Source organism: Bacillus mesophilus (genome assembly GCF_011008845.1).
Lineage (GTDB): Bacteria > Bacillota > Bacilli > Bacillales > SA4 > Bacillus_BS > Bacillus_BS mesophilus.
Genome location: NZ_JAAIWM010000004.1, coordinates 73,711 through 100,179, shown reverse-complemented (window position 1 = coordinate 100,179; position 26,469 = coordinate 73,711). Strand labels below are relative to the sequence as shown.

24 protein-coding genes are annotated in these 26,469 nt (G+C 38.1%); 2 read left to right on the top strand and 22 right to left on the bottom strand.

The window, feature by feature from the left end; genetic code table 11:
- Positions 1-4: 4 nt before the first annotated feature.
- From leuB to ilvA, 8 genes are all read right to left on the bottom strand, one after another.
- Positions 5-1,096, bottom strand: a complete 1,092-nt coding sequence (leuB, locus tag G4D63_RS12525) for a 3-isopropylmalate dehydrogenase (RefSeq protein ID WP_163180003.1) — start codon at positions 1,094-1,096, stop codon at positions 5-7.
- A complete protein-coding gene (locus G4D63_RS12520; RefSeq protein ID WP_163180002.1) occupies positions 1,093-2,640 on the bottom strand; it encodes a 2-isopropylmalate synthase in 1,548 nt (515 codons plus the stop codon). The genes leuB and G4D63_RS12520 overlap by 4 nt, the downstream gene beginning before the upstream one ends.
- Positions 2,627-3,640, bottom strand: a complete 1,014-nt coding sequence (gene ilvC / locus G4D63_RS12515) for a ketol-acid reductoisomerase (RefSeq protein ID WP_420837821.1) — start codon at positions 3,638-3,640, stop codon at positions 2,627-2,629. The genes G4D63_RS12520 and ilvC overlap by 14 nt, the downstream gene beginning before the upstream one ends.
- Before the next feature lie 101 nt (positions 3,641-3,741).
- Positions 3,742-4,014, bottom strand: coding sequence for an acetolactate synthase small subunit (ilvN, locus tag G4D63_RS12510; RefSeq protein WP_163180000.1), 273 nt, complete (start codon positions 4,012-4,014; stop codon positions 3,742-3,744).
- Positions 4,011-5,666, bottom strand: a complete 1,656-nt coding sequence (gene ilvB, locus G4D63_RS12505; RefSeq protein WP_163180279.1) for a biosynthetic-type acetolactate synthase large subunit — start codon at positions 5,664-5,666, stop codon at positions 4,011-4,013. Before ilvB ends, ilvN begins: the two co-directional genes overlap by 4 nt.
- Positions 5,667-5,741: 75 nt before the next feature.
- Positions 5,742-7,409, bottom strand: a complete 1,668-nt coding sequence (gene ilvD, locus G4D63_RS12500) for a dihydroxy-acid dehydratase (protein ID WP_163179999.1) — start codon at positions 7,407-7,409, stop codon at positions 5,742-5,744.
- A 31-nt stretch (positions 7,410-7,440) separates the two neighbouring features.
- A complete protein-coding gene (ilvE, locus tag G4D63_RS12495; RefSeq protein WP_163179998.1) occupies positions 7,441-8,340 on the bottom strand; it encodes a branched-chain-amino-acid transaminase in 900 nt (299 codons plus the stop codon).
- A 353-nt stretch (positions 8,341-8,693) separates the two neighbouring features.
- Positions 8,694-9,953 (bottom strand): threonine ammonia-lyase IlvA, encoded by a 1,260-nt coding sequence (gene ilvA, locus G4D63_RS12490; protein ID WP_163179997.1) that lies wholly within the window; start codon positions 9,951-9,953, stop codon positions 8,694-8,696.
- A 528-nt stretch (positions 9,954-10,481) separates the two neighbouring features.
- On the opposite strand from ilvA, the gene G4D63_RS12485 reads away from it, so the two are divergent.
- A complete protein-coding gene (locus tag G4D63_RS12485) occupies positions 10,482-11,081 on the top strand; it encodes a DsbA family protein (RefSeq protein WP_163180278.1) in 600 nt (199 codons plus the stop codon).
- A 52-nt stretch (positions 11,082-11,133) separates the two neighbouring features.
- Here G4D63_RS12485 and G4D63_RS12480 read toward each other — a convergent pair whose 3' ends face one another.
- The 7 genes from G4D63_RS12480 to G4D63_RS12445 all read right to left on the bottom strand — a co-directional run bounded on the left by G4D63_RS12480 (position 11,134) and on the right by G4D63_RS12445 (position 17,724).
- Positions 11,134-12,366, bottom strand: coding sequence for an aminopeptidase (locus G4D63_RS12480; protein WP_163179996.1), 1,233 nt, complete (start codon positions 12,364-12,366; stop codon positions 11,134-11,136).
- 93 nt (positions 12,367-12,459) lie between these two features.
- On the bottom strand, positions 12,460-13,176 hold the full coding sequence (locus G4D63_RS12475) for a serine/threonine protein kinase (RefSeq protein ID WP_276209711.1): 717 nt from the start codon (positions 13,174-13,176) through the stop codon (positions 12,460-12,462).
- A gap of 489 nt (positions 13,177-13,665) precedes the next feature.
- On the bottom strand, positions 13,666-14,526 hold the full coding sequence (locus G4D63_RS12465; protein WP_163179993.1) for a gamma-glutamylcyclotransferase family protein: 861 nt from the start codon (positions 14,524-14,526) through the stop codon (positions 13,666-13,668).
- Positions 14,527-14,683: 157 nt separating this feature from the next.
- The gene (locus G4D63_RS12460; protein ID WP_163180277.1) at positions 14,684-15,589 is read right to left on the bottom strand and encodes an AEC family transporter; all 906 of its coding nucleotides are present in this window, start codon (positions 15,587-15,589) and stop codon (positions 14,684-14,686) included.
- 220 nt (positions 15,590-15,809) lie between these two features.
- A complete protein-coding gene (locus G4D63_RS12455) occupies positions 15,810-16,346 on the bottom strand; it encodes a hypothetical protein (RefSeq protein WP_163179992.1) in 537 nt (178 codons plus the stop codon).
- Positions 16,334-17,278 (bottom strand): ParA family protein, encoded by a 945-nt coding sequence (locus tag G4D63_RS12450; RefSeq protein ID WP_163179991.1) that lies wholly within the window; start codon positions 17,276-17,278, stop codon positions 16,334-16,336. Before G4D63_RS12450 ends, G4D63_RS12455 begins: the two co-directional genes overlap by 13 nt.
- 287 nt (positions 17,279-17,565) lie before the next feature.
- Positions 17,566-17,724, bottom strand: coding sequence for a hypothetical protein (locus G4D63_RS12445; RefSeq protein ID WP_163179990.1), 159 nt, complete (start codon positions 17,722-17,724; stop codon positions 17,566-17,568).
- Positions 17,725-17,840: 116 nt separating this feature from the next.
- Here G4D63_RS12445 and G4D63_RS12440 point away from each other — a divergent pair, with 116 nt between their 5' ends.
- Positions 17,841-18,236, top strand: coding sequence for a (deoxy)nucleoside triphosphate pyrophosphohydrolase (locus G4D63_RS12440; RefSeq protein ID WP_163179989.1), 396 nt, complete (start codon positions 17,841-17,843; stop codon positions 18,234-18,236).
- A gap of 108 nt (positions 18,237-18,344) precedes the next feature.
- Here the strand turns inward: G4D63_RS12440 and glnA are convergent, their stop codons facing one another.
- The 7 genes from glnA to G4D63_RS12405 all read right to left on the bottom strand — a co-directional run bounded on the left by glnA (position 18,345) and on the right by G4D63_RS12405 (position 26,461).
- Positions 18,345-19,700, bottom strand: coding sequence for a type I glutamate--ammonia ligase (glnA, locus tag G4D63_RS12435; RefSeq protein ID WP_163179988.1), 1,356 nt, complete (start codon positions 19,698-19,700; stop codon positions 18,345-18,347).
- Between the two features lie 185 nt (positions 19,701-19,885).
- Positions 19,886-21,649 (bottom strand): M28 family peptidase, encoded by a 1,764-nt coding sequence (locus G4D63_RS12430; protein WP_163179987.1) that lies wholly within the window; start codon positions 21,647-21,649, stop codon positions 19,886-19,888.
- 31 nt (positions 21,650-21,680) lie between these two features.
- Entirely contained in the window at positions 21,681-22,442 is a 762-nt protein-coding gene (locus G4D63_RS12425; RefSeq protein WP_163179986.1) for an aspartate/glutamate racemase family protein, read from the bottom strand.
- 63 nt (positions 22,443-22,505) lie between these two features.
- Complete coding sequence (locus G4D63_RS12420; RefSeq protein ID WP_163179985.1) at positions 22,506-23,531, bottom strand: ABC transporter ATP-binding protein; 1,026 nt, start codon at positions 23,529-23,531, stop codon at positions 22,506-22,508.
- Complete coding sequence (locus tag G4D63_RS12415; RefSeq protein WP_163179984.1) at positions 23,510-24,523, bottom strand: ABC transporter ATP-binding protein; 1,014 nt, start codon at positions 24,521-24,523, stop codon at positions 23,510-23,512. Before G4D63_RS12415 ends, G4D63_RS12420 begins: the two co-directional genes overlap by 22 nt.
- A gap of 17 nt (positions 24,524-24,540) precedes the next feature.
- Positions 24,541-25,476, bottom strand: coding sequence for an ABC transporter permease (locus G4D63_RS12410; protein ID WP_239585967.1), 936 nt, complete (start codon positions 25,474-25,476; stop codon positions 24,541-24,543).
- Positions 25,477-25,480: 4 nt separating this feature from the next.
- Positions 25,481-26,461, bottom strand: coding sequence for an ABC transporter permease (locus G4D63_RS12405; RefSeq protein WP_338023963.1), 981 nt, complete (start codon positions 26,459-26,461; stop codon positions 25,481-25,483).
- Positions 26,462-26,469 lie beyond the last annotated feature (8 nt).

Here is a 26,469-nt window from a genome sequence, read left to right as displayed (position 1 = left end):
TTTGCTAGTTCATGATCACTTTTTTCGAAGTTAAAGTTGTCCGAACCTTTTCGCCCATTTCAGTGGTTGTTAAGAATTTTTCAGAAGGCCCAGCAAGATCTTTTGTTCTATAACCATAGTGAAGAACTGCCTCAATAGCTTCCTCTATGTCCTGGGCCTCTTGGTGAAGTCCAAGTGAGTAGCGAAGCATTAATGCAACCGATGAAAGTGTAGCCAAAGGGTTTGCACTGTTTTGACCAGCTATGTCTGGAGCAGAACCGTGAATGGGTTCATATAAACTTGGACCAACTCCTAAACTAGCAGATGGAAGTAAACCAATTGATCCTGTAATGACCGAGGCCTCGTCACTTAAAATATCACCAAACATATTTTCAGTAACGATGACATCAAATTGTGATGGATTCTTAATCAATTGCATCGCAGCATTGTCTACCAGCATATGTTGAAGCTCAACCTCAGGGTAGTGTTTGGAAAGCGTGTTTGCACATTCTCTCCAAACACGGCTACTTTCTAATACATTTGCCTTATCAACTGATGTGAGTTTTTTGTTTCGTTGATTTGCTAACTCAAAAGCTTCACGTAGAATTCTTTCAATCTCTGATTCTTTGTAAACAAGAGTATCAATCACTTCAAGTCCATTCTCAGTCATCCTACGCTCGCGTGGAGTTCCAAAATAGATTCCGCCTGTTAATTCGCGTACAATAACAAAATCGACATCCTTGATCACTTCTTCTTTTAAAGGTGAAGTATCTGCTAGTGTTTCAAATACCTTTACAGGACGTATATTCGCAAAGAGTTGTAGCTCTTTGCGAATTTGTAATAATCCTGCTTCTGGTCGTCTTTCCGCTGTCTCATTGTCCCATTTAGGACCTCCAACTGCACCAAGTAGAACAGCATCACTTTTCTTGCATAACTCAACTGTCCGTTCTGGTAATGGCGTTCCTTCCTCATCAACCGCTAACCCACCGATCTTACCATACTGAAATTCGAACGAGTGTCCATACTGTTCGCCAATATGGTTCAGCAACAATACAGCCTCTTTCACGATTTCAGGGCCGACTCCGTCTCCTTCTAAGATGGCGATTTGAAAGTTCATAGAACCTCTACTCCTTTTGACTGGTAACCAAACCATGTTTTAACTAGATTTCGATTTACAGCATCTAGGTATGCCTTTGCGGAAGCTTCTAATACATCATGCTCGATTCCGCGCCCACTACTTACGTAACCATCATAGTTAAGCTTCACATACACCTCTGCTAGTGCATCATGACCATTTGTTGTGGATTGAATGCGATAATCTACTAATTGAGCGGGACCGTCTAGTAAACGAGCAATCGTATTATAAACAGCCTCTACACTTCCTGATCCAGTACCTGATTCTTGTAAGATTGTTCCTTCAGGTGTTTTTACGAGAATGGTAGCGGTAGGGATTAAGTTAGAGCCATAAGATACTTGAAGTTGTTCTAATTCGTAGCCTGAGCCAATCCCCTTTAAACTAGAATCCATCATAAGAGCAAAGATGTCATCTTCGGTTACTTCTTTCTTTTTGGCAGTCAGCTCTTTAAAGGATTGGAAAAGCTTCTTTTCTTCAGATTCACTAAGGTTAATACCTAACTCCCGGCATCTTTCCTTAAAAGCGTGGCTTCCAGAGTGCTTTCCTAAAACCATTTTATTAGAATTCAAACCTACCATTTCAGGTTCAATAATTTCATAGGTTAACTTGTTTTTAAGAACACCATCCTGGTGAATTCCTGATTCATGTGCAAATGCATTAGCTCCTACAACAGCTTTATTTTGTGGAACTACCATACCAGTTAGCTTACTTACAAGCTGACTTGTTCTAATGGTTTGCTTAAGGTCTATATTTGTCTGTACTTGATAAGTATCTTTTCTAATCTTTAAGGCTACAGCAATCTCCTCTAGAGCAGCATTCCCCGCACGTTCACCAATTCCGTTGATTGTTCCTTCAACTTGATGAACTCCGCTATGGATTGCTGCAAGACTGTTAGCTACTGCCATTCCAAGATCGTCATGACAGTGACAGGAAAGCTTTACCTTATCTATATTTGGTACCGTTTTAATGATGTAAGTATACAGTTCACTATATTCCTGAGGAGTAATGAATCCAACTGTATCTGGTAAGTTGATTACCTTTGCTCCAGCATCAATCACTTTTTCAATAATGTTTGCTAAAAAAGGCCATTCACTTCTTGTTGCATCTTCAGCGGACCATTGAATATGAGAGAAAAACCGTGAAGCATATTGAACCGACCACACTGCTTTCTCAATAACTTCCTGCTGTGTCATCTTAAGTTTATATTCCATATGAAGAGGTGAAGTAGCGATAAAAAGATGAATACCTGGGTGTGCTGCACCCTTAAGTGCTTCCCAGGTAGTATCAATGTCAACCTTGTTTGCTCTTGCTAAACCAACAACTGTACAGTTTTTAATGGTTTGACCGATTTGTTGAACAGATAAGAAGTCGCCCTTGGAGGAAGCAGCAAATCCTGCTTCCATCACATCAACTCCGTATCGTTCAAGCTGACGGGCAATCTCTAATTTTTCATGGGGGTGAAGATTCACCCCTGCAGACTGTTCACCATCGCGTAATGTTGTATCAAAAATATCAACTTTGCGCACTAGTTACCAATCCTTTCTTTTTTGATTGGACAAATGGCATTTTATCTCTAAGCTCACGGCCAACCACTTCAATTGGGTGCTGACTTTCTCTTCTATTAATCGCATTAAATACAGGACGATTAGCTTGGTTCTCAAGAATCCAACCCTTTGCAAATTCACCACTTTGTATTTCAGATAGGATCTTTTTCATTTCAGCTTTTGTTGAGTCTGTCACAACACGTGGTCCTGCAGTGAAATCTCCCCATTGAGCTGTATCAGAAACCGAGTATCTCATACCCTCTAAACCTGACTCGTAGAATAGGTCAACGATTAGTTTTAATTCATGTAAACATTCAAAATAGGCAACCTCTGGTTGATAACCAGCTTCTGTTAATGTTTCGAATCCAGCCTTTACTAATGCTGAAACACCTCCACATAAAACAGCTTGCTCTCCAAATAGGTCTGTTTCTGTTTCTTCTTCAAATGTTGTTTCGATGACAGCGGCACGCCCACCACCAACACCTTTAGCATAAGCTAATGCAAGGTCTTTTGTTTGACCTGTATAGTCCTGATAGACAGCAAATAATGCAGGGACACCGCCACCTTCTACAAATACACGACGAACTAAATGTCCTGGGCCTTTAGGTGCTACTAAGAACACGTCTACATCTGCAGGCGGTTCAACTTGATTAAAATGTACGTTGAAACCATGCGCAAATGCTAATGCCTTACCGCTAGTTAAATAAGGTTCTATTTCATTTTTAAATACCTTTGGTTGGCTTTCGTCAGGAAGTAAGATCATAATAACATCAGCAGCCCTCGCAGCTTCAGCCACACTTAACACTTGGAAGCCATCGTTTTTAGCTTTTTCGAAAGATCCACCTTGTCGAAGACCTACTACTACATCAAATCCGTTATCTCTAAGGTTTTGAGAATGTGCATGCCCTTGAGATCCATATCCAATTACTGCAACTTTCTTACCTTTAAGTGCCTCTAATGAAATATCTTGATCATAATACATATTTGCTGTCATATTAATTCGTCTCCTTTGGAATGTTTATATTTTAAATTTTCCGACTATTTTTTCTAATAAAAGGGTAAAGTTGGGTTTTTACACTAAAATCACACATTATGTTGAAGCGGCAAATTTAGAAAGCTTTGTGTAATATCGGTGATTTGAATGACATCTATTTGTTTTTCTAACTGGCGTTTAATTTGTTCTACCTCTTTTTCCTCTTCAATGTTTAGCACAACCGTTAGTAGAGATATTTTATGATCATCAATTGGACCAACCGTTAGGCTTTCAATATTTAATCCTTTGCGTAGAAAAAGATTTGTCATCCGGTTTAGTACACCTAGGTTATTATTTACAATCATGGAGAGAGTTCGTTTCAAGGCTTTACACCTTCCATTTCTTGAATTCCTTTGCCGGGTGAAACCATTGGATACACATTCTCCATTCGGTTTACACGACAATCGATAATCATCGCTTCACCACTTTGTTGTGCTTCTTGAAATACTGTGACAAAGTTCTCTTCGTTATCAACTAACACACCTTTAACACCGAATGCATCTGCTAGTTTTATATAATCAGGCTGGTTAGGAAGCAAAGATTCAGAGTAGCGGGCGTTGTAGAACAACTGCTGCCATTGTCTAACCATTCCCATTGCCTGGTTATTTACAATTACGACAATTACCGGTAGATTATATTGCTTTAGTAATGCGATTTCTTGGAGAGTCATTTGAAAACCTGCATCTCCTACAATCGCAATAACCGTAGAATCAGGCTCCCCGATTTGCGCTCCAATTGCGGCAGGTAATCCGAAGCCCATAGTTCCTAGGCCACCTGATGTTACCCATCTATTTGGAGAGGAAAATCCATAAAATTGTGCAGCCCACATTTGATGCTGTCCAACATCGGTTGTAACGATTGCCTCACCTTTTGTTAATTCATGTACCAATTCGATGACTCGTTGAGGCTTAAAAGTTACACCATCTTCTTTATACCAGAGCGGGTATTCGTTCTTTAAATCTTGTAAATAGTTATTCCAGTTAGCAGATTGTGACATCTGAAGGTCTGCTTGTAAGAGGAGTTTTAAGGCTTCTTTTGCATCACCAATAACTGGAATATGTGTATCAATGTTTTTACCAATTTCCGCAGGGTCAATATCAATATGAACAACTGTAGCAAACTTAGCAAAATGCTCTAGATTTCCAGTTAAACGATCATCAAAACGAGCACCAATATTTATGAGAAGATCACTTTCATACAGACCCATATTTGCGGCATATGTACCATGCATGCCACCCATTCCCAAGAATAAGCGATGTGTGTTAGGGAAGGTACCAAGTCCTAATAATGTGTTGACTACAGGGATATGAGTTTGTTCTGCAAACTTTAATAATTCCTCGTGTCCCCCTGCAAACTGAACTCCTGCTCCCGCAAGGATAATCGGTTTCTTAGCTAACTTAATGGCTTCAATGACCTGATCAATTTCATCTTGATTAGGAATCTTTTTAAATTTATAACCTGGTATGTTTAGTTCATCCTTGTAATCAAATTCACCGATTATCGCACTTATATTTTTCGGAATATCAATTAAAACAGGGCCAGGTCTTCCAGTTGTGGCAATATGAAAGGCCTCTTTAATGATTCGCGGTAAATCCTTGATATCTAGTACCTGATAATTGTGTTTTGTGATCGGCATGGAGATTCCAAGAACAGGTGCTTCTTGGAAAGCATCCGTTCCTAATGCTGCTTCAGCTACTTGACCTGTAAACACAACGAGTGGAAGAGAATCCATCATTGCATCTGCTAGACCTGTGATAATATTCGTAGCACCTGGGCCTGATGTTGCGATTACAACTCCAGGCTTGCCAGTTACTCTTGCATATCCTTCTGCTGCATGAATCGCACCTTGCTCATGACGCGGTAAAATATGTGGAATTCCTCCGTCATATAAAGCGTCATATATATTTAATACGGCACCACCTGGATATCCAAAAACAACCTCAACACTCTCTTTTTTTAATGCTTCCACAATCATCCTTGAACCTGAAATCAATTGACTTGTATGGGTTTCTTCTACCGTTTTCACTTTATAATGCCACCTCCCTGTTCTTTAAACTTTTAAAACTCCACCAGTGTTGGCAGATGTTACTAGCTTTGCATAACGAGCTAAGTACCCTGATTTTACTTTTGGCTCAGGCTGTACCCAATTCTTCTTACGCTCTTCTAATACCTCATCAGGTACCTCTAAATGAATGGTGCGTTTTTCTAAATCAATCTCAATTTGATCTCCATTTTCTACGAATGCAATTGGACCACCTTCTGCTGCTTCCGGAGAAATATGACCAATCGAAATACCTCTTGTAGCACCAGAGAATCTACCATCTGTGATCAAAGCAACATTAGTAGATAAGCCACGACCTGCAATTGAAGAAGTAGGTGCAAGCATTTCAGGCATTCCCGGACCACCTTTTGGACCTTCGTAACGAATGACAACCACATGTCCTTCTCTTACTAAACCACTATCAATTCCCTCTTGTGCCGCATCTTGAGATTCAAAGATAATAGCTTCTCCTTTAAATTGCTTAATGGAAGGATCAACCCCACCAACTTTAATTACTCCTCCGTGGGGTGCAATATTTCCAAATAACATCGATAAACCACCAACAGGACTATAAGGATCTTCTTTACGACGAATGACTTTATCATTTGTAATTTCGGCAGATTCAACTGTTTCTCTAATTGTACGACCGGATATGGTTATACGATCAGGGTGGATGGCTCCTTCAATGCCGCAAAGCTCCTTGATGATTGCACTTACTCCTCCTGCTTCATGAACGTCTTGCATGGAATAATCTGAAGCTGGGCTAATCTTACTTAAATAAGGAACCCTTTCTGCAATTCGGTTAATCTCAGCAAGGTCGTAATCAATACCTGCCTCATAAGCAATCGCTAATGTATGTAAAACTGTATTAGTCGATCCTCCCATTGCCATATCTAAAGCAAATGCATCATCAATTGCTTCTTTTGTAATGATGTCACGAGGTTTGATATCCTTTTTAACTAGTTCGATTAAATGGCGAGCAGCATCTTTTATTAATTGGTGACGATCATTAGAAGTTGCTACAAGCGTTCCGTTACCTGGTAGTGCCACACCTAACATTTCCATTAAGGTGTTCATAGAATTTGCTGTAAACATGCCTGAACACGAGCCACAGGTTGGGCATGCGCTTGACTCGATTTCTAGTAATTCTTCACGACTCATTTTTCCGGATAGGAAGCTTCCTACACCTTCAAAAACAGAAACGAGTGAAAGAGGTTTACCATCCTTCGTTCTTCCTGCTTCCATCGGGCCACCTGACACAAACACTGCTGGAACGTTCGTACGAGCTGCTGCCATTAGCATCCCTGGTGTGATTTTGTCACAGTTTGGAATATAAAACACTCCATCAAACCAGTGGGCATTAATGACAGTTTCAGCAGCATCAGCGATTAGCTCACGACTTGGCAACGAGTATCTCATCCCGATGTGACCCATTGCAATTCCATCATCGACACCGATGGTATTGAATTCAAAAGGAATTCCACCTGCTTCGCGTATCGCGTCCTTAACGACCTCAGCAAACTTATTGAGGTGCATATGTCCTGGAATAATATCTATATAAGAATTGCATACTCCGATAAATGGTTTATCCATATCTTCTGGTTTAACCCCGGTAGCGTAAAGCAAGCTTCGATGCGGGGCTCTGTTTACCCCTTGCTTGATCATGTTACTTCTCATTGTTTAATACCTCTTCCTATCCGTTTTTGTGTTAACCTGCTTGAACTTCGTCTTCTGTGTATACTTTCACGCCATCCTCAACTACTAATCTTCTAAAGGCGTTTAATAAAGTGTGAGTATGAATTCCTGGCTTACCGTCTCCAATTACTCTTGAATCTAGACTTACAACCGGTATTACTTCAGCAGCTGTACCTGTTAAAAATACTTCATCTGCTACATACACGTCATATCTTGTAAACGGATCTTCTTTAACCTCATAGCCTAGTTCTCTAGCTAAATCAATAATCGCATTTCTAGTCACACCCTCTAATGCGCCTACATAACTTGGAGGTGTATATAGTACTCCACGCTTTACAAGAAAGATATTTTGCCCAGAGCCTTCAGCAACGTAACCTTCTGTATTTAATGTTAATGCTTCATCTGCCCCAGCATTTGTAGCTTCTACTTTGACCATAATGTTATTTAGATAATTTAACGATTTAACCTTAGGACTTAAAATGTCTGGTCTATTTCGTCTAGTTGGAACAGTTACCATCGTAATTCCCTTTTCATACAGTTCTTGTGGAAATAGAGCTAGTTGCTCTGCAATGACAACAATGTTTGGTGTCTTACATTTTCTTGGATCTAAACCAAGATCACCACTACCTCTTGAAATGACTAAACGAATGTAGGCATCCTTAAAATTATTTTTTCTTAACGTTTGTAGGACAATTTCTTCCATTTCCTCGTACGTATGTGGGATGTTTAATAGAATTGCTTTAGCTGAATCATATAAACGATCTAAATGTTCCTTTAAACGGAATACATTTCCAGAGTAAACTCGTATTCCCTCGAATACACCATCTCCATATAAAAAGCCATGATCATAAACAGAAACAACAGCTTTTTCTTTCTCAACCAATTTACCGTTTAAATAGATCCAGTTACTCATTCGTTAAACTCTCCTTTTTAATTAAAGCCATAATGGTAAAAAAAATCGATTTACTTAAAACTTTCTCGAAAGAATTTCCCTTAATTGTTAGCAATTGTAAACCCGTTTAAATAGGGCGTCAACAGTATTTTTCAGACAATTTAGACTATACTGAAAAATGGAAAACGCTTACAACATTGTCCCGACAAAAAAGTAAACGCTTTCAAGTATCTGAAAAGTTTTTTTGAAAGATTTTAAATGTTAGAAAATCTCACATTGAAAAGAACGTTTTCACCCTTGGGATTCCTATAAATCTTAACTTTTTGAAGATGAATACAAATAAAAAAAGAGAGACAAAATTGTCTCCCTTAGTACTAGATTAAAAGATTAAAAAGATCAGGATCTTTATTAATTTCTATATATGTAAATCCTTTATTAATCATATTCTCAACCAATCTTTGGTAATCGTCCGGATGTTTTAATTCAATCCCAACTAACACTGGTCCCTTATCACGGTTATTTCTCTTTGTATATTCAAATCTTGTTATATCATCCGTTTCTCCAAGTACATCGTGCATGAACTCCCGTAAGGCTCCTGCTCGTTGTGGGAAATTTACAATAAAATAATGCTTAAGTCCTTCATAAATAAGGGAACGTTCTTTAATTTCCTGCATTCGATCAATATCATTATTTCCCCCACTAACAATACATACGACGTTTTTCCCTTTTATTTCATCGCGGTATTCCTCTAGTGCAGAAATGGACAGTGCCCCTGCTGGCTCTGCAATAATCGCATTTTCATTATAAAGTGACAGTATAGTCGAGCACACCTTTCCCTCTGGAACAAGGACAATATCATAAAGTAAATCTTTTGCCATTTCAAATGTAAGAGTTCCCACCTGCTTAACAGCTGCACCGTCGACAAACTTATCAATATGGTCTAACGAAACAACAGTGTTTTGTTTAAAGGACTCCTTCATTCCGGGAGCACCTGCTGGCTCGACGCCAATTAGTTTGGTGTCAGGGGTAATACTTTTTATATAAGAACCTACGCCTGAAGCCAAACCACCTCCACCGATGCTCATAAATATATGGGAAATAGGTTCCTCCATTTCATTTAAGATTTCTACGCCAACCGTTCCTTGACCTGTAATCGTTAAATAATCATCAAAAGGATGGATAAAATTCATTTTATTGTCCTGACAATAAGCTTGAGCCTTCTCATAGGAATCATCAAAGGTGTCGCCTGTTAAAATCACCTCTGTGAATTCACCTCCGAAAAACTCTACTCTCGATACCTTTTGTCTTGGTGTAGTTGAAGGCATAAAAATCTTCCCTTTTATACCTAAAGCTTTACACGCATATGCAACGCCTTGAGCATGATTTCCTGCACTGGCACAAACAACTCCCTTTTCTCGTTCCACACCAGTTAAGCTCTGTACTAAATAATAAGCACCTCTAATTTTAAAGGACCGGACAATTTGTAGATCTTCTCTTTTTAAAAAAACGTTACACTCATATCGTTCTGATAAAATCTCATCCTTTTGAAAAGGCGTCTTAATTACTATATCTTTTAACACTTGATAGGCCTTTAAAATGTCTTCTACTTTTACACGCTGAAGTGTATCTGGCATAAATGGTCCTCACTTTCGAACAAATTGAATTTTCTAACAATAGATTTAGAAGCTATTGTAACACAATGAAAAAAAAGGGCAATGAGTGTAAACGGATACAATTTTTAAAAATTTAAAAATATCATCGACTAATTTTGACACATTAATTTTTATCCATTTATTTTGGTTATAATAAAAAATTATCTATCGATAGTGGATTAACTAACCCTATTGCAAAGTAATCCAGCTCCAGCACCCAACGCCTCGAGGGAAAAAGGAAGTACACTTTTTCCTAGGTCAAATAACCCTTTTTATCTTCAAGGAACAATTACTTGTCGGAGGCCTGCAGGATGCAGATCAGGCAGGCGTTGCAACAGGACCGTTGCGTACTTAGCCTGTCATCATTAGTCGGGGCGCTTGCGCCTTTTGTTCTTTACAAGTCATCTAATTGGACAAACTGAGAGAGAACTCGTTATACTGATAAAAAAATATGGAGGTAATCATATGTTAATTGAAATGTGGACTGACTTTTCTTGACCGTTTTGCTATATTGGCAAAAAGCGTCTGGAAGACGCTATTAAAAAAATAAATGAACCTGTTGAGGTTGTGTATCGTTGTTTTGAATTAGATCCTAATGCAGCACGAGATAATAAGCAGAATATCTATGAAAAGTTAGCTGAGAAATATGGGATGAGTATAGAACAGGCAAAGTCTAACACGCAAAACATGGTTGAAATGGCTAAAGCGGAGGGCCTAGATTATAAAATGGATACTTTGATTTTGACAAATACCTTTGATGCACATCGCTTAACCATGTTTGCAAAGTCAAAAGGACTCATGCATGAAATGACAAACCGCATTTTACATGCGTTCTATACAGAGTCTAAGCATATTGGTGATCATGAAACGTTGATTGAGTTAGCTGTGGAGGTTGGTTTAAACCGTGAAGAGGTTGCAGAATTATTAGCAGGTAATCAGATGAGTTCTGAGGTTCGTGCAGATGAAGAGAATGCAGGTCGGTACGGGATTAGAAGTATCCCAACTTTTATCATAAATGAAAAATATGCTTTAACTGGAGCGCAAAGTGCGGATGTTATGGCACAGGCTTTGCAACAGGTGTTAGATCAGGATGGTTCTTATAAAAAATAAAAAGTAAAACGAAAAGACAGCTCAGGCGAGCTGTCTTTTCGTTGGTATAGAATTAAAATGCCCAGCTTCCATTTCTGAACACAGCAACTTTTTCCCCATCTTTTGTAATACCATCAATGTTCATCTCAGCTGATCCGACCATGAAGTCTACATGTGATAAGCTCTCGTTTAGACCGTGTGCAATTACCTCTTCTTCATTCATGTTCTTTCCACCTTCAACGCAGAATGGATATGCCTTACCAAGAGCGAAATGGTTCGATGCATTTTCATCGAATAACGTATTAAAGAAAATTAAATCAGTATTAGAAATGGGAGAATTGTGTGGAACAAGAGCCACCTCTCCAAGGTAAGCAGAACCCTCATCTGTTTCAAGAAGCTTCTTTAAAGATTCATACCCTTGTTCAGCTGAAAAATTCACAACTTTTCCATTTTCAAAAGTTAGAGAAAAATTCTCAATGAGGTTACCAGCATAGCTTAATGGCTTTGTACTAGCCACGACACCATTAACCCCCATTTTTGCATTTGCCGTAAATACTTCTTCAGTTGGCATGTTTGCAATAAACGAATGCCCATTTTCATTCACACTACCAGCACTTACCCAAATATGATCCTTAGCAAGTTCAACCGTCAAGTCTGTTCCAGGTGCCGTATAGTGCAAGGCATGAAATTTATGTTCGTTAAGGAAGTCAGCTTTGGAATCAAGCGTGTTAGTATGGCTCTTCCATTCTTCAACTGGATTTTCCTTGTCAATACGGGTAGCTTGGAAAATGGCATCCCAAAGTGCATCCATTCGCTTTCCTTCTTCAAGCTCTGGAAATACTTTATCAGCCCAAGCTTGCGTCGGCATAGCAACAATCGACCAGCTATTTTTATCACTCATCATACGGTTACGGAAAGGCTTAAGGGCACTTGATGCTGCCTTTGTAGAGTTCTGGATACGCTCTTGTGGAATTCCACTTAATAAATCTGGATTCTTTGAATCGATATGTAAAAATGCTGCACCATCTTCTGCTAATTCATTTTTCCCCTTTGTCATCCAGTATGGAAATTCTGTAAACGCTTCCTCTGGTGCTAGCTCAAATTTCATGCGTGTTAATTCATCATCCTGCCAATCAATTGCCACATGTTTTGCGCCAACCTCGTAGGCCTTTTTTGAAATCTTACGAACAAACTCAGCTGCTGAAATAGGTGCAGTAATGACTAGGGTCTGCCCTTTTTGAACATTTACACCGATTTCAACGGCGAGTGCTGCATATTTGTCTAGTTTTTCTTGAAATGTTGTCATATAACCTCTCCTATCTATCTATTCATTCCACCTTATATTATCAATAATTAATCAAGTTGAAAAGCTATAGGCCTGTACTTTATTTGTACAGTTCTATAGCTGTGAAAGAATGATTTTAATGTCACGTATTATTTCTTCAACATTTTCAAAACTGCTGTCCTCTTTAAGGAGCATGCTAACTAAATGTTTAGTTTGAGGATGAATGGATAGCTCTTGTTCCCAGCTTTGTTCCTTTGAGGAATTCGTTTTATAGCTAGAGTATAATAAGAAAAGTAAAAAATGACCAAGTGCATAAAAATCGCTTGTCACATGGACAGCTCGGTACAATCTTTTTTCTAAAGTCATTCCTTCTAACGATTTTGGCTCTATCTTCTCACTAGAACGTATGGAAAGACCAAAATCAATGATATAAACTGCTTCCCCATCTATTATAATATTAGGGATACGAAGATCTCGGTGAATGATCTGTTGATCATGTAAGTACTTAACAATAGCTAGAACTTTTAGAAGAAGGTGTAGACTTTCTCTTTCTGTATATTGAGTCCCATCACGGAAAATATGATCCTCTACATTATCTCCCTTGATCCATTGCATGACTAGAAATGATTTTTTTGTCTCTTGAAAAAAATCAATAAATGCCGGAATGCCGTGATGATGGAGCGAGGACAGAGTTGCTGCTTCTCGTTGCAAGTAGCCCTCCCTCTCTTTTTTCTTACGGTTTCGAGCCTGCTTTACGACCACAATTTGCTTTGTTTTCTGATCAAACGCTTGGTAAACCATCCCATAACTACCTTTGCCGATATACTTCATAATTTTGAAGCGTTTATTTAGAATAGTTCCTTCTTTGTAAGGTATTTCTATAAAACTTCTTATATTAAACATACTTTAGCTGCTGCTATAGGATTTACCGAAGAAGCCCGATTTATTTTTCTTTTTGTAGTAACCATGACCGTATTGAGAAGGATGATGTCCGTATGGCTTTTTCTTAAAATCGCTGCTGGAATACTTTTTATAATAAGACTTACTTTTACTTTTCAAAAAATATTTTATTAGTTTTTCTAACATTTCTTCACCTTTTCCTCTAGTTTATAAAAACAAAAAACACTCTTACGCTACTGGTAGAAGTGTTTGAAATATCAAAGGGGCTTTACCAGTAATGGCAAAGGTCTCGCTAACAACACGTGTTGCCAATTAAAGCCGAGGATCAGGTCCTGAAATGACGACTTTAATGTGAAAGCTACTCCCCTTTGGAGTATTTAATTGTAATTGTAATTATTATATCAAGTATATAGATATTGTTCAAGTTAAGCAGTTTAATTTTCTTATAGAAGTAACGATTGATTCTACATACTCATCACTTAAGAAACCTTTTGCACCTCGAAAAATCTCATCCTCATAATGCTTGGGTGGTGCAAGTTCCTCCTTTTTCTCAATCACAACAAAGGTTAGGACATTTGAAACTTCCCTTCCATTAACCTCTACAGTTATGAAAGTAGGACGGTATGTTTGGTAACTTACCCCTTCTCTATCAAATAAATAGTCTGTAACAGCTTCAACTGGAATCTCATAGAGCTTCCCCTCCACTACTCCTCCATCTTCTACTAGATCCGCACGTCCGCCATCACTAGAATGCTTAGTAAATCGGAGAGTGTAGCCTTTTAAAATACCGCGACCGATAACCTTTTCAAAATAATGTTGTACTCTGTGTTCATTAAACCGGTGATCATCCATGCAGCTCCCGTAGGCAAAATACAGAATCTGATCGTCCTGACTTAGAGTTCGGTAAAGCTTCCAATCTCCTGAAGCTATCGGAGTTTGTAATAGCCCGGAGTTGTTTGCTATATAAACAAACGCATCTAGGGATCTGGTGTCTGTATGAATGATCTGCGTAATCCGGTTGTAGAGATTATCGACATCACCTTCTTCATACCCTTCAAGGACATCAAGGTGCTTTAGCTCCTCATCTGTAACAGCATAAAGTTCACCGTATATGAAACTATTATTCGATTGTGAAATAGCTGGATAACCGTATTTTGTATCAAACATTTCTGCATATGTCCAGCATTGTTCAGCTACAAGTTCTGCTTTTTCTAACAAGTGATGGTTAGATTCACCTTTTCTTAACGTTCCATAGACGAATACATAATGAGTATGAATCATGTGGTGTGCACTCCTTTCCTATTGTTTATAATTTTATAGGGATAATTTTGAGTGGGAAGCAAGGTCCACCATTAGAAGACCTTAGACTCTTTGAAACCTTCAAGCCACGACTTATAAAATAAATTAAAGACCCAGTAAGATGATACTGGGACCAAGTTTAAGATATTAAAGCTAAGATAATTGGTAGTGTGATTACACTAGCAATTGTACTTACCAAAGTTACCGAGGAAACAAATTCAGGCTTTGTATTGAATTCAAGTGACATTATGGTGGTGTTTGCTGCAGATGGCATTGCCGCCATTAAGATCATAATATCTCCTACCAAATCTGAAACTGGAAGTGTGATGGCAAATAAAAATGCTATTACTGGAGATATTAACAGCTTTAATCCAAGGGAATAGGACATTTTTTCATACTCAAGATTTTTTATACGAATGGTAGCCAATTGCATACCAAGTATTAGCATTACAGTTGGAATCGTCGCATCTGCTACAAGGTTAACACTCTTGTAAAGGATATCAGGAACGTTCAAAGGTGTAAGCTGAAACAAAATTCCAGCTAATGCCGCATATACGGTTGGCATTTTTGTTACCGCTAATAAGGAACCATGAATTCCAGTTTGCTTTTCCTCACTTCCCTTAGCCGCATAATAGATTCCAACAGTTGTCATAATCAGAGATTGAATGACCATTAGAATAATAGCGATGTCAAAACCTGCGGCACCAAAAGCAAATAAAGCAACAGGTGTTCCGTAGTTTCCGTTATTCATGAACGCAGAAGATAAAATTAAAGCACTCGATTCATTTCTCGAGTACTTCTTGAAATAAGCGAGTGCATAAACCAAGGAGATAATCCCAAAGCACAACCCTAATGCAAAGATGGTTAAATACAAATATGTAGTATTTAGTTCATTTTCATAAAACGTTTTGAACACTAAAAACGGCATCAATATATAAAGTGCCATTTTTGAGATGCTCTTTGGATCAATATTAAGCGTCCGCTGCCCAATAAATCCAACTATAAACACAATTAACACGGGAAACAATACGAATAAAAACTCCACCATTACACCTTCTAACTTAGAAGTAAAATAATTATTTTATTAAGATATTATTATTCTAACTGAAAAATTACGAATATCGAAGTATAATTCATAAATTTAACAAGAAATGTTGTTATTTTATAGAGTTATAGTATATACATTAGTTAACATAATAAAATTATAGTTACTTATACACAGTAAAGCGATGGGGGCCAGGCCCCCTTCGCTTTACTGTGTTAAATTATATTGTTTGGGTAAATGCTTCTCCTCGTCTGACTGCACGTATGTTTTGTTTGATTGTTTGAAGTAAATCTTCTTTCTTTTTTGCTTTGATCTCTTTTTTGTCTTGTGTGAGGATACAATATAGTAGTTTTAGGTCAAGGGTTGTAGTGTGCCTCAATACTTGGGAATCAGTTAGCTCTTCTACCAATTGTATGACATCTGATTCATTAGTTATTTCTCTGTAGTTAAGTTTTGTTCCCTTTAGGTCCTCATACTTTTCTTGAGCTAATAGATGAACAGCCTCTTCGAACTTGTTTAATTTCATAGTTGGCTTTGAGATCATCAAGTTTTTGTCTATTTCCTCTTTATGAGTTTTACCTTTTGTTTCTGTTGACCCTAAAGGATCAATGGTACCATTTTGTATGGAGTTTAAAAGACTAATTGCCTGATTTAATTCTTTTAAATCCTTATTAAACTTACCCTCATCAATAGATATATAAATATCCCTAAGTTTCTCTAGGTAACTCGATATTTGTTCAAATGTTATTTTAGCCATCGTTTTCCACCTGAGAAAATGAGAGTTTTAATAGGTTTTTGCTCAATACAGTTAAGAATTTCTTTTGTTAATTCTTTATATTCAACTGCTTTCTTTCCGTTTTCTGTTGCTCTTGCAATATGCTCGTAATTATTAATGGCTGTGTCAAACACATATTTTTCAGGACCGATCGATGATAATAGTGTTTCTACCTTAGCTTTTGTTAAGTGCTGATTCAAGTCATTTAAAACGGTGTCATTATTAACAGTTCCTCTTTTCAAAGTCTCAAAGATTCCTAATAACTCCGGTTTCTCTCCAAACAATTCCTTAGCAAGAATAGCATTCTCTGTATCCTTACACTTCTTTTTATAAATTTTATCAACTGTCTTAATATAATGAACTACTCCCCGTATACTCATGGGCTGGATGATTGAAGGTATAATATAGTAATCTGATAACAAGAATGCACCTTGGGTGATGATATTATTACTTGGGGGACAATCAAAAAGTACATAATCAAAATCGTCCTCTACGTGACTGTACTTAAAAAATTGCTGGAGAGTTAGTAAATCATAGAAATCGTCCTTTAATCGTTGTGCTAGATCGTCAAGCCCACCATTTGAATAAAAAAGGTTTGACGGTATAAAATGAACCCCTTCCTCAGTTTCCTTAATAAGAGGTTTCTTATCTAAGTCAACATGTAAAGTGGGTAGATGTTTTTTCTGAATCCAAATGTCATATACATAATTCAGACATTCATGATCTTTTAACCTTTCTAAATCTAGTCCAGTTCTTGCTAAACAAATTTCGCTTAACGAACACTGTGGATCTAAATCAATAAGTAATACTTTCTTTCCAGATTCCACCATATGTAAAGCTATTTGGTAAATGCTTGTGGTCTTTCCAACGCCGCCTTTATAATTCCCCACAAAAACCTTTTTTGCTTTTGGCAAAAGCTGTCCCCCCTATGATGTGAATTCCATTCATATGTATTAAGGGGATTCATTTTTATTCCAAAAACTCTTTACGATTCACTTCCGCATCATACATATTTTGAAGGTAGCAACAAACCCTTTGTTAACAGCAGCCCATAAATATAGAGATGCAACGGAACTGAATGGCTTCCAATTAACTCCCTTTTCCAATAAAAGTCACTAACACTCCCTATACTAATCGGGCTTAATTGGTCATTAACTAAAGACAATAATCTACTTGAAAGGGTATTAGCAGCTTTGATTGATTATAGCTGGCCGATAATAGAATGAACCAAATTTCCAAACCGATTTCCTTTCGTTTTCATCTCAAGAGTACCGACTAGTTGAATTAGTTTTGCCATTTTAGAATCATTCTCACATATAATCCTAACCTCCTCACAATGAATGGTTAATGTTTTTATCATACGAAACCTACTCTCTACCCTATTTAACAAATATTGCAACTTACATATGTGCGTATTTGAAAACATTCATGTGATAAAGGATAATATAGAAATTACAGATGGGGAGTGATTCGTCGATGAAGGAACTCAAAGTAGTTGCAGCAATTATTGAAAACGAGCAGCAAGAAATTTTATGTGCACTCAGATCTCCGAAGATGAGCCTTCCAAATTACTGGGAGTTTCCTGGTGGAAAAGTCGAGGAAAACGAAGAGTTATTCTCTGCATTGGAGAGAGAAATTAACGAGGAACTTAACTTTAGAGTTCGAGCGATTGAATTATTTCATAAAAATACTCATGAATATGAGAGTTTTATCATTCATTTACTGGCCATTAAGTGTACGATTATGAATGGAATACCAATTCCCAATGAACATGCTCGTGTCATCTGGCTTAAAAGAGAAAGTTTAATGTCGTTAAATTGGGCGCCTGCAGATCTCCCAGCTGTAGAAAAGTTAATGAATGAATGGAAATAAACAATCAAACTTAAACATTTCACTGATTTACTAGACTCACCTAATCTCCGCAATAAGTAACTAGTTTAAATAGAAAAAGAGCGGGAGTATGAGCTCCCGCCACTTTAATTAAAACTTCGTATGATAGTTTTCAAGCTCCCAAGCATGTACGGCTGTACGATAAGAATCCCACTCATCCTTTTTCATAGCAACGTATTCGTTGTACACGTGCTCGCCTAAAGTTTTTAGTCCGATCTCTCCAGCTTTTAACTCATCTAGTGCAGCTTCTAAACTCCCAGGAAGGTTTTCAATTCCTAGGTCAGCACGAACATCCTCTGACATATGGAAGATATCCTCGTTAATTGGCTCACGTACCTCAAGGCCTCTTTCAATTCCATCTAACCCAGCTGATGCGATTAGTGCAAAAGTTAGATATGGGTTTGAAGACGGGTCTGGACAACGTAACTCAACGCGAGTTGCTAAACCTTTCTTAGCTGGAATACGAATTAATGCTGAACGGTTTGATGGTGACCAAGCAATATAGCAAGGTGCTTCATATCCAGGAACTAAACGCTTATAAGAGTTTACCAGAGGATTTGTAACAGCAACAAAACTCTTTACATTTTCAAGTATGCCTGCAATGAATTGGTACGCTTTTTCGGATAATTGGTTTTTGTCTTCTACATCATAAAATGCATTTTCATTTCCCTCAAAAAGAGAAATGTTTACGTGCATTCCAGATCCATTGATCCCGTAAACAGGTTTTGGCATGAATGTTGCGTGCAATCCGAATTTTCTAGCAATTGTTTTAACAACCCATTTATAAGTAGTTGCATGATCAGCCGCTGCCAATATATCAGCATATTTAAAGTTTATTTCATGTTGACCTTCTGCAACCTCATGGTGAGATGCTTCGATAGTGAATCCCATCGCCTTTAATGCACGGTATATTTCCAAACGTACACGTTCTCCAATATCTTTTGGTGATGGCTCAAAGTATCCGGCACGATCACTTAGTTCATAAGTGGGATAACCGTACTCGTCAGTTTTGAATAAGAAGAACTCAAGCTCAGGACCTACCGAAATAGTGTAGCCTAGATCTTCAGCCCGATCTACTGTCTTTTTTAAAACGTTTCTTGTATCTCCTTCAAACAACGTACCGTCCGGATTTTTTACTGAGCAAAGAAAGCGGGCTTCAGAATAGCCATCCTCTATTGTCCAAGGTAACACTGCAAAGGTATGTAAATCAGGAAGTAAGTAAAGGTCGGATTTGTTGATTGGTGAAAATCCTTTAATAGAAGATCCATCGAACATCATCTTGCCGTCAACGACATCTTGTAATTGTTCAGCAGTAACCGTTATATGTTTAAGAATTCCTTCAATATCAACAAATTGAAGGTGTAGTAGTTCTACACTCTTTTGTTTCATTGTTCCTTTGATTTGTTCAAGTACACCAGATTCATTTTTCGTTACCACATTCACCATGTTATCTTACCTCACGCTTTCATGTTATGTTTTCTTACATAGATTATATTTCGATTTTTAACTTTTGACAATAGTTTTTATTCGATTATTTTTTAATTTTTTTTGAAACCGTTCTCATTCTCCTAGACATACTTAAGATGAAAAAAAGGCTTAGGACATTTGTCCTTAAGCCTTTTTTGTACTAATTACTTCACTAACTTTTGAGCTTGTTTAAGGCCCCATATTAAGCGGTTCTGTCCCCTCCTTAAATGGTTAACTGTTACGTTATACCGATGCGTTCCTACCTCTAATGAAGAAAGTGTTGTCGCTGGTTCAATGTCCGGAAGTGGAGGGCAATCTAGAGCTGGGTCATGTCGGAACTTTCCTTTTCTAGAATAGTTCATCGTAACTAGATTTCTACCTAGCTGACGAATGATCTCATTTACTTCCTGTACTTCTGGATCAGTAATTTCCTTGTCTTTTAATAATTCAACCTTTGAATAAAATTCAGTAAGCTCGATTCGTAAGTTTTTCACCTCTTCTAAAGCAGAACTAAAATCAAAGTGTTCTCCTGCAGCTTCTTGATACGCTTCTATGGTTCCTGTAAATTCATCAGCTGTTGCCACAAAATTAAAAGGATGAACAGATTCATTAAGTACTCTGAAAACAGATGTAGTATAGACTTTCAAATCTTTTAAAAGGATGTCATAGTCCGCAACATGTAAAAGATCATCCTCTGTATGCCACTCGATATTTGCGCCACATCCACCAACAGGATAGTACTCTTTTTCCTTTAACACCGCTTCTGGAATACTAGAAGAAAGCATATAGAATGAAGTAATTCCGATATTATTAAACGAGTAATCTCCTGCTCTGTTTGGCCTTTTCCCCTTTGAACCTTGATTTACTGCATCTTTGATAGCAGTTTGACAAAACTCTTCCGCTTCACTAAACCAAACCATATAGTCATAAGAAGTTGCCCAGCGACAACCTGGTGAGTCACAGTTCACCTGAGCAATACAATTCTCTTCTAAATCAAGAGCATATTCATCAGCAAACCAAGTTGACCCAGCGTAACGACCGGTTGAATGTCCTGGCCAGATGACGATTCTTACACTTCTTTTAATCTGATCTCGGTGCTTGTGGAATACTCTTGCCATCTCAAGTAATGCCGCATCACCTGTAGCGTTATCGCCGATTCCAACTGTCCAAGAATCCAAGTGCCCATGAAGTAGCACATATTTTTCTGGCTCTTCTGTACCCTCGATGAAGATATCAAGTAAAGGGCAGTTAAACCATCCTTTCTTGTGATCTGTTTGAAAATCAACCGCTACATTTCCTTTAAGGGCTAGTTCCTTTAATTCTTTTCCATCAATTTTATTGATAGCAAGAACAGGGATTTTAGGCTCCTGATCAATATTATCTAAATCAGGTGAACCCCAAATTGGTGTACAAATACCGTCATGTATATTGGTGCCTGGGCTAATAAAAATAGCAGCTATAACCCCTTTTTCTCCTAGTTCTTTCACCTTACGAGGCATTGGTAAACCTTCCGTTAATACAATTTTCCCTTTTATTTCATCCGTATCAGCGTTAATGCCGCCTGCAAATAAGTCACTTTCACCTTGTGCTTGTTCTGAGCCTACAAATACAATCTCTCCACTTCCCCAATCATCTCCAGTAGAGATGGCAAACGCTGGAGTCTTAGCTTTAAACTCTTTTGTTACAGGACTTGTAACTCGAACTGCAGCCGATTTTGGAACACTAAGGTATAAATTGGGTTGGTGTAACTGATAAGGAACGCCCCACTCATCTAAAAACTTCGCAAGGAAATCAAAGGCGGTCCTTTCATCCTCACTACTCGATTCACGAACCAGCAAACTAAACTTATTTAATACGGCCTTTGAAACATCTAAATTTAACTCATCTAATAAAATTTTTTCTGATTCTTTTACTGTTATATTTGTCATAAGTGCTTTCCTCCTTCACGTATCTATGAATCTATTGGATTACTCTTGTAACATGAAGTTCATCAAGAGACTTCACTTTGCCAGATGCAAGCTTTGGTGGAACCATATATGCTTTCTTCGAGTGGCGATAGCCTGCACCAACTAATGCTTCGGCTACTTTTAATGCATTTTTTGCAGGATTTATTACAGGGATACCAAGGGCCTCCTGCATATCCTCTGCTACATTGAGGAATCCCATTGACATACAACCTAACGTTAGGGTATCAGCACCGTTTTCTTCTATTTCCTTTTTACCAATCGCGATTAATTTTTCTAGAGTAGCTTGGCGATCAACTCCTAGTTCTAATACTGGAATATTAACAGCCTTTACAGAGGCAAGCTTACTCGATAAACCTGCCTTTTGAACAAGTTCATAGGCGCTTGCAATCGTACTATCAGTAACAGTCAAAACAGAAAATCGATGACCGAGCAAAGCGGCGGTATGAAAACTAGAAGCTGCAGGACCAACAATTGTTAGATTGGTTGTGATTTCTCGGTATGCATCGAGACCGGGATCACCCGCACAACCTAATACAACTGCATCATATCCTTCTTGTTCATGTTGATATATTAGTTTAGCTGTTTGTGGAATGCTTAAATATTCTTCATACATAGATTCGATTGAGGCAGGACCATCGGCTACTGTTGAAATATCGACTTGAACTCCTTCACCAGCCCATTGCTTTAAAAGTGCACCTCTTCTAGCTACTTCTTCAAGGTTCATCGGTCCAGGAACTACATAAACAATCTTCATTCTAATACCCCTTTTCTAACAGAAATTTATTTAAGAGATCTATTTCAGATCTAGAAAATCAGGCTAAACTGTGACAATTTTCTTTTCTTTAAACAAGTTATTTTTGTCATGTACCATGTGACAGGCAACCTTATGACCATCCGTTGTCTCTTTTAGCTCAGGCCCTTCTTGCTTACAAATGGCCTCAGCGTATGGACATCTGTTTTGAAAATGACAACCTGGTGGTAGATTAATAGGGCTAGGTACATGATTGCTAATGTTAACTTGTTCACTTTTTTGGTCTGGATCAGGGACTGGTACTGCACTAATCAAGGCCTGTGTATAAGGATGTTGGGGATTTGCTAGTACTTCTCTGGTATTACCGATTTCCACAATTTTGCCTAAGTACATGATGGCTGTTTGCTCACACATATATTGAATGAGTGATAAATCATGAGAAATATAAACGGTTGTCAGTTCCATACTCTTTGTAACTTCTTTCATTAAGTTCAGTACACCTGCACGTACAGATACATCCAGCATGGATACTGGTTCATCCGCAACGATGAAAATTGGGTCAATTATTAAAGCCCTTGCCAAGACAACCCGCTGAAGCTGACCACCACTCATTTGGTGAGGATATTTTTCAAAATAGGTTTCAGCTGGATGTAAGTTAACTCTTTCTAATGCTTCTTTAACAAGAGTTACTCGCTCTTCCTTTGTACCGATTCCGTGAATAATCAATGGCTCTAGAAGTGACCTAAAGATTGTAAATCTCGGGTTTAGCGCCTCAAATGGATTCTGGAACATAAGTTGTGCTTGTTTACGAAACTTTTTAATGTCTTTCTTGGATTTAATGTGAGTCACATCTTCTCCGTTAAAATGAAAAGTGCCACCTGTTGGTTCATATAGCTGTAATAGCATCTTCCCAGTCGTAGTTTTACCGCAACCACTTTCGCCTGCAATTCCAAGTGACTGACCTTTAGGGATGGAAAAGCTTACTCCATCTACAGCCTTTAAAGAATCCCCACTATTTCTCTTAAAAAGGTTTTGACGAACAGGGAAATGCATTTTTAAGTCGTGAACCTCTATGACATTACTTTTTCCCATGTGCTCACCTCCTTAGATTTCTCACGAAGTTCATCGATCTCTGCTAGTCTATGACAGGCAGAAAAATGACCTACTTCCACCTCTACAAGTTTAGGTTCTTCTTGAGTACACTGAGCTATTTTAAAAGGGCAACGTTCTGCAAAACGGCAACCAGTGGGTGGATCTACTAGGTCTGGTGGTGAGCCTTCAATTGAAATTAAAGGTTTGTCAGGCTCCTTTAAGTTTGGGAATGCATTTGCAAGTCCCATGGTGTATGGATGGGTTGGATTTTTTAATACATTTCTTGCAAGACCCTTTTCCACAATTTTTCCGGCGTACATCACCGCGATAGACTCACAGGTTTGAGCAACTACTGAGATGTCATGGGTAATTAAGATTAGCGATATTCCTAATTGTTCTCTTAATCTAGTAAGCTCCTTTAATACTTGATCCTGAACGATTACGTCAAGTGCAGTAACAGGTTCATCTGCAATAATAAGCTTTGGATTAAGAGCTAAGGCGAGTGCGATGACAGCTCTCTGCTTCATCCCACCTGAAAATTCATGTGGGTAGTATGTTAAGCGTTTTTGATCAAGTCCGACCATATCAAATAACTCTTTTGCGCGTTCAACTGCCTGCTTTTTCTTCATATTACCTTTCAACGTTAGAATCTCCACAAACGCATCTAAGACTGGATAAACAGGGTTTAAAGAATCCATCGCCGCTTGTGGAATGAGTGACAGCTCCTTCCATCTAATCGAACGAATCTCTTGTTCAGATATTTTAGTTAGGTCTTTTCCGTTAAAGAGGACTTCTCCGTTATTAATGGAACCATTCTTTGCCATTACTCTAATAATTCCTTTAACAAGGGTACTCTTGCCACACCCGCTTTCCCCTACAATACCAATACTTTTTCCTTGTTCTAATTCGAAAGACACATCATCTACTGCTTTACTCGTTCCTCTTTTTGTTTGATAGTAAATTTCAAGGTTTTTCACCTCTAACAAAGCCATTCACTCACCTCCGGTCATCAATGCTTTTTCAATCTTGGGTATAAAATTTCTTCTGAACCTCTTCCAATATAAAAACCAGCCATTACTGCTAACATAATCAGGATCCCAGGAGGTACAAACCAGTGGAAGGCTCCTCTGGATAAGGCTTGTGATACATAAGCATCATGAAGCATATAACCCCAGCTCACGATTGTAGGATCACCAAACCCTAAAAAGCTAACCGCCGCCTCCGTCAAGATTGCCCAACCAACTGCAAGTGATCCATATAGAAAGGATAACGGGAGGATATTTGGTGCAATTTGTACAAAGATAATTCGTAGGTGTGAGGCACCTGACACTTTTGCGGCTTCGACAAAATTCCGTTCACGTACAGTTAATACCTGTGATCGTATAACCCTTGCCGTATCTCTCCATAATAAAAGCGCCATCGCTAGTACAATATTCCATATACTTGCTCCTAAAAAAGCAACGAGCACAATAACAAATGGTTCGAATGGAATTCCAAAAGCGATATCTGTTACTCTCATTAGGAAGTTATCTATTTTCCCTTGAAAATAGCCAGAAAATAACCCTACTAACGTCCCAACAACCATTACGAAGAAGGCTGCACTGAAGCCGACAACTAGGGCTGGACGAACGCCGTATATGAGCTGAGAAAAGATATCTCTACCCATATTTGTTGTACCTAACCAATGCTCAGCTGATGGCGGTGCATTAAATAGTAACTTTCCATCGACCTTAATCATTTCATGAGGGTTATAGGGAGCGATCATCGGAGCGAAAATATATAGAATTATAAAAATCAGATAGATGATCGCGCCCACCATACAAAATTTATCTTGTTTAAAAAACTTAAGAAATGCTATAAATCTTCTTACAAATACACGAAACCAAAGATTTTTACCTGAATACATGTTAGTAGGCTGAGGGTTCGTTTCTACATTTGTGTTCAAATGATCACCTCCTTACGACTCTTGGATCTAGTAGACTATATAAAATGTCAGCAATAAAATTCATGAAGACCATAATCGCTGCAATCAAAATAAATGCACCTTGAGCTAACGGATAATCACTTGAGGTAACTGCATTAACTAGTAATCTTCCTAAGCCAGGCCAGCTAAATACTGTCTCGATTACGACATTTCCCCCAATTGCATAACCTATCCCAACAGCCATTGCTGTAATAACTGGTAATGCTGCGTTCCTAGCTGCATACTTAAGCATGATTCTCCAGTCTTTTAATCCACGCATATGTGCCATGTCAACATACGCTTCCCCCATTACATCCATCATATTGGATCTCATGAGAAGTAGTGGAAGGCCTAACAAGTAGATAGACAGTGTTAGTCCTGGTAAAAATAAATGATGGTAAAAGTCTAATGAAAATAACTTTTCTAGCTCTGAGTTATAAACAGTTCCAGCTGTTGAGGCACCAGCAGATGGAAACCAGTTTAAATGAAAGGAAAAAATCGCTAGTACAACCATTCCAACCCAAAACTGCGGTGCGGATCTAGTTAATAAAGTTAGAACAATTCCTGTGGTTTCGGTCTTTGTTCCACGTTTCCAAGCGAGTAAAACTCCACCTAACGTTCCGATTGTATAAGCAACTAACAATGAAATAATCATTAGATAGATTGTGTTAGGAAATACTCTCCAAATAATCTCTAAAACTGGTTCTTTAAAAAAGAATGAATCTCCTAATTGACCTTGTAGAAGATTACCGAAATAAATAAAATACTGCTGCCACAAAGGTTTATCAAGCCCAAATTGTTGAAGTAATATATCCTGCTGTTCTTTTGTAAATGTTGGGTCGATATAGGCAGCTAAAGGATTACCAGGCATTAATCGGAATAAAAAGAAAAGAATAGTGGCAATAACCCATAGAGTGAAAATCATCTGAATTAATCTAGAAATAAAAAATCTCCACTTTCCATTCACTAGTATTT

Excerpts from the sequence above, each read along its gene's own strand:
- G4D63_RS12455 (WP_163179992.1), bottom strand. The coding sequence starts at position 16,346 with ATGGCTAAAATAACATTTGAACAAATATCGAGTTACCTAGAGAAACTT.
- glnA (WP_163179988.1), bottom strand. The coding sequence starts at position 19,700 with ATGGTGAATGTGGTAACGAAAAATGAATCTGGTGTACTTGAACAAATC.
- G4D63_RS12420 (WP_163179985.1), bottom strand. The coding sequence starts at position 23,531 with ATGGGAAAAAGTAATGTCATAGAGGTTCACGACTTAAAAATGCATTTC.
- G4D63_RS12445 (WP_163179990.1), bottom strand. The coding sequence starts at position 17,724 with ATGATAAAAACATTAACCATTCATTGTGAGGAGGTTAGGATTATATGT.
- leuB (WP_163180003.1), bottom strand. The coding sequence starts at position 1,096 with ATGAACTTTCAAATCGCCATCTTAGAAGGAGACGGAGTCGGCCCTGAA.
- G4D63_RS12425 (WP_163179986.1), bottom strand. The coding sequence starts at position 22,442 with ATGAAGATTGTTTATGTAGTTCCTGGACCGATGAACCTTGAAGAAGTA.
- ilvD (WP_163179999.1), bottom strand. The coding sequence starts at position 7,409 with ATGAGAAGTAACATGATCAAGCAAGGGGTAAACAGAGCCCCGCATCGA.
- ilvA (WP_163179997.1), bottom strand. The coding sequence starts at position 9,953 with ATGCCAGATACACTTCAGCGTGTAAAAGTAGAAGACATTTTAAAGGCC.
- ilvB (WP_163180279.1), bottom strand. The coding sequence starts at position 5,666 with ATGATTGTGGAAGCATTAAAAAAAGAGAGTGTTGAGGTTGTTTTTGGA.
- ilvC (WP_420837821.1), bottom strand. The coding sequence starts at position 3,640 with ATGTATTATGATCAAGATATTTCATTAGAGGCACTTAAAGGTAAGAAA.
- G4D63_RS12440 (WP_163179989.1), top strand. The coding sequence starts at position 17,841 with ATGAAGGAACTCAAAGTAGTTGCAGCAATTATTGAAAACGAGCAGCAA.
- G4D63_RS12465 (WP_163179993.1), bottom strand. The coding sequence starts at position 14,526 with ATGATTCATACTCATTATGTATTCGTCTATGGAACGTTAAGAAAAGGT.
- G4D63_RS12480 (WP_163179996.1), bottom strand. The coding sequence starts at position 12,366 with ATGACAACATTTCAAGAAAAACTAGACAAATATGCAGCACTCGCCGTT.
- G4D63_RS12415 (WP_163179984.1), bottom strand. The coding sequence starts at position 24,523 with ATGGCTTTGTTAGAGGTGAAAAACCTTGAAATTTACTATCAAACAAAA.
- ilvE (WP_163179998.1), bottom strand. The coding sequence starts at position 8,340 with ATGAGTAACTGGATCTATTTAAACGGTAAATTGGTTGAGAAAGAAAAA.
- G4D63_RS12430 (WP_163179987.1), bottom strand. The coding sequence starts at position 21,649 with ATGACAAATATAACAGTAAAAGAATCAGAAAAAATTTTATTAGATGAG.
- G4D63_RS12475 (WP_276209711.1), bottom strand. The coding sequence starts at position 13,176 with ATGAAGTATATCGGCAAAGGTAGTTATGGGATGGTTTACCAAGCGTTT.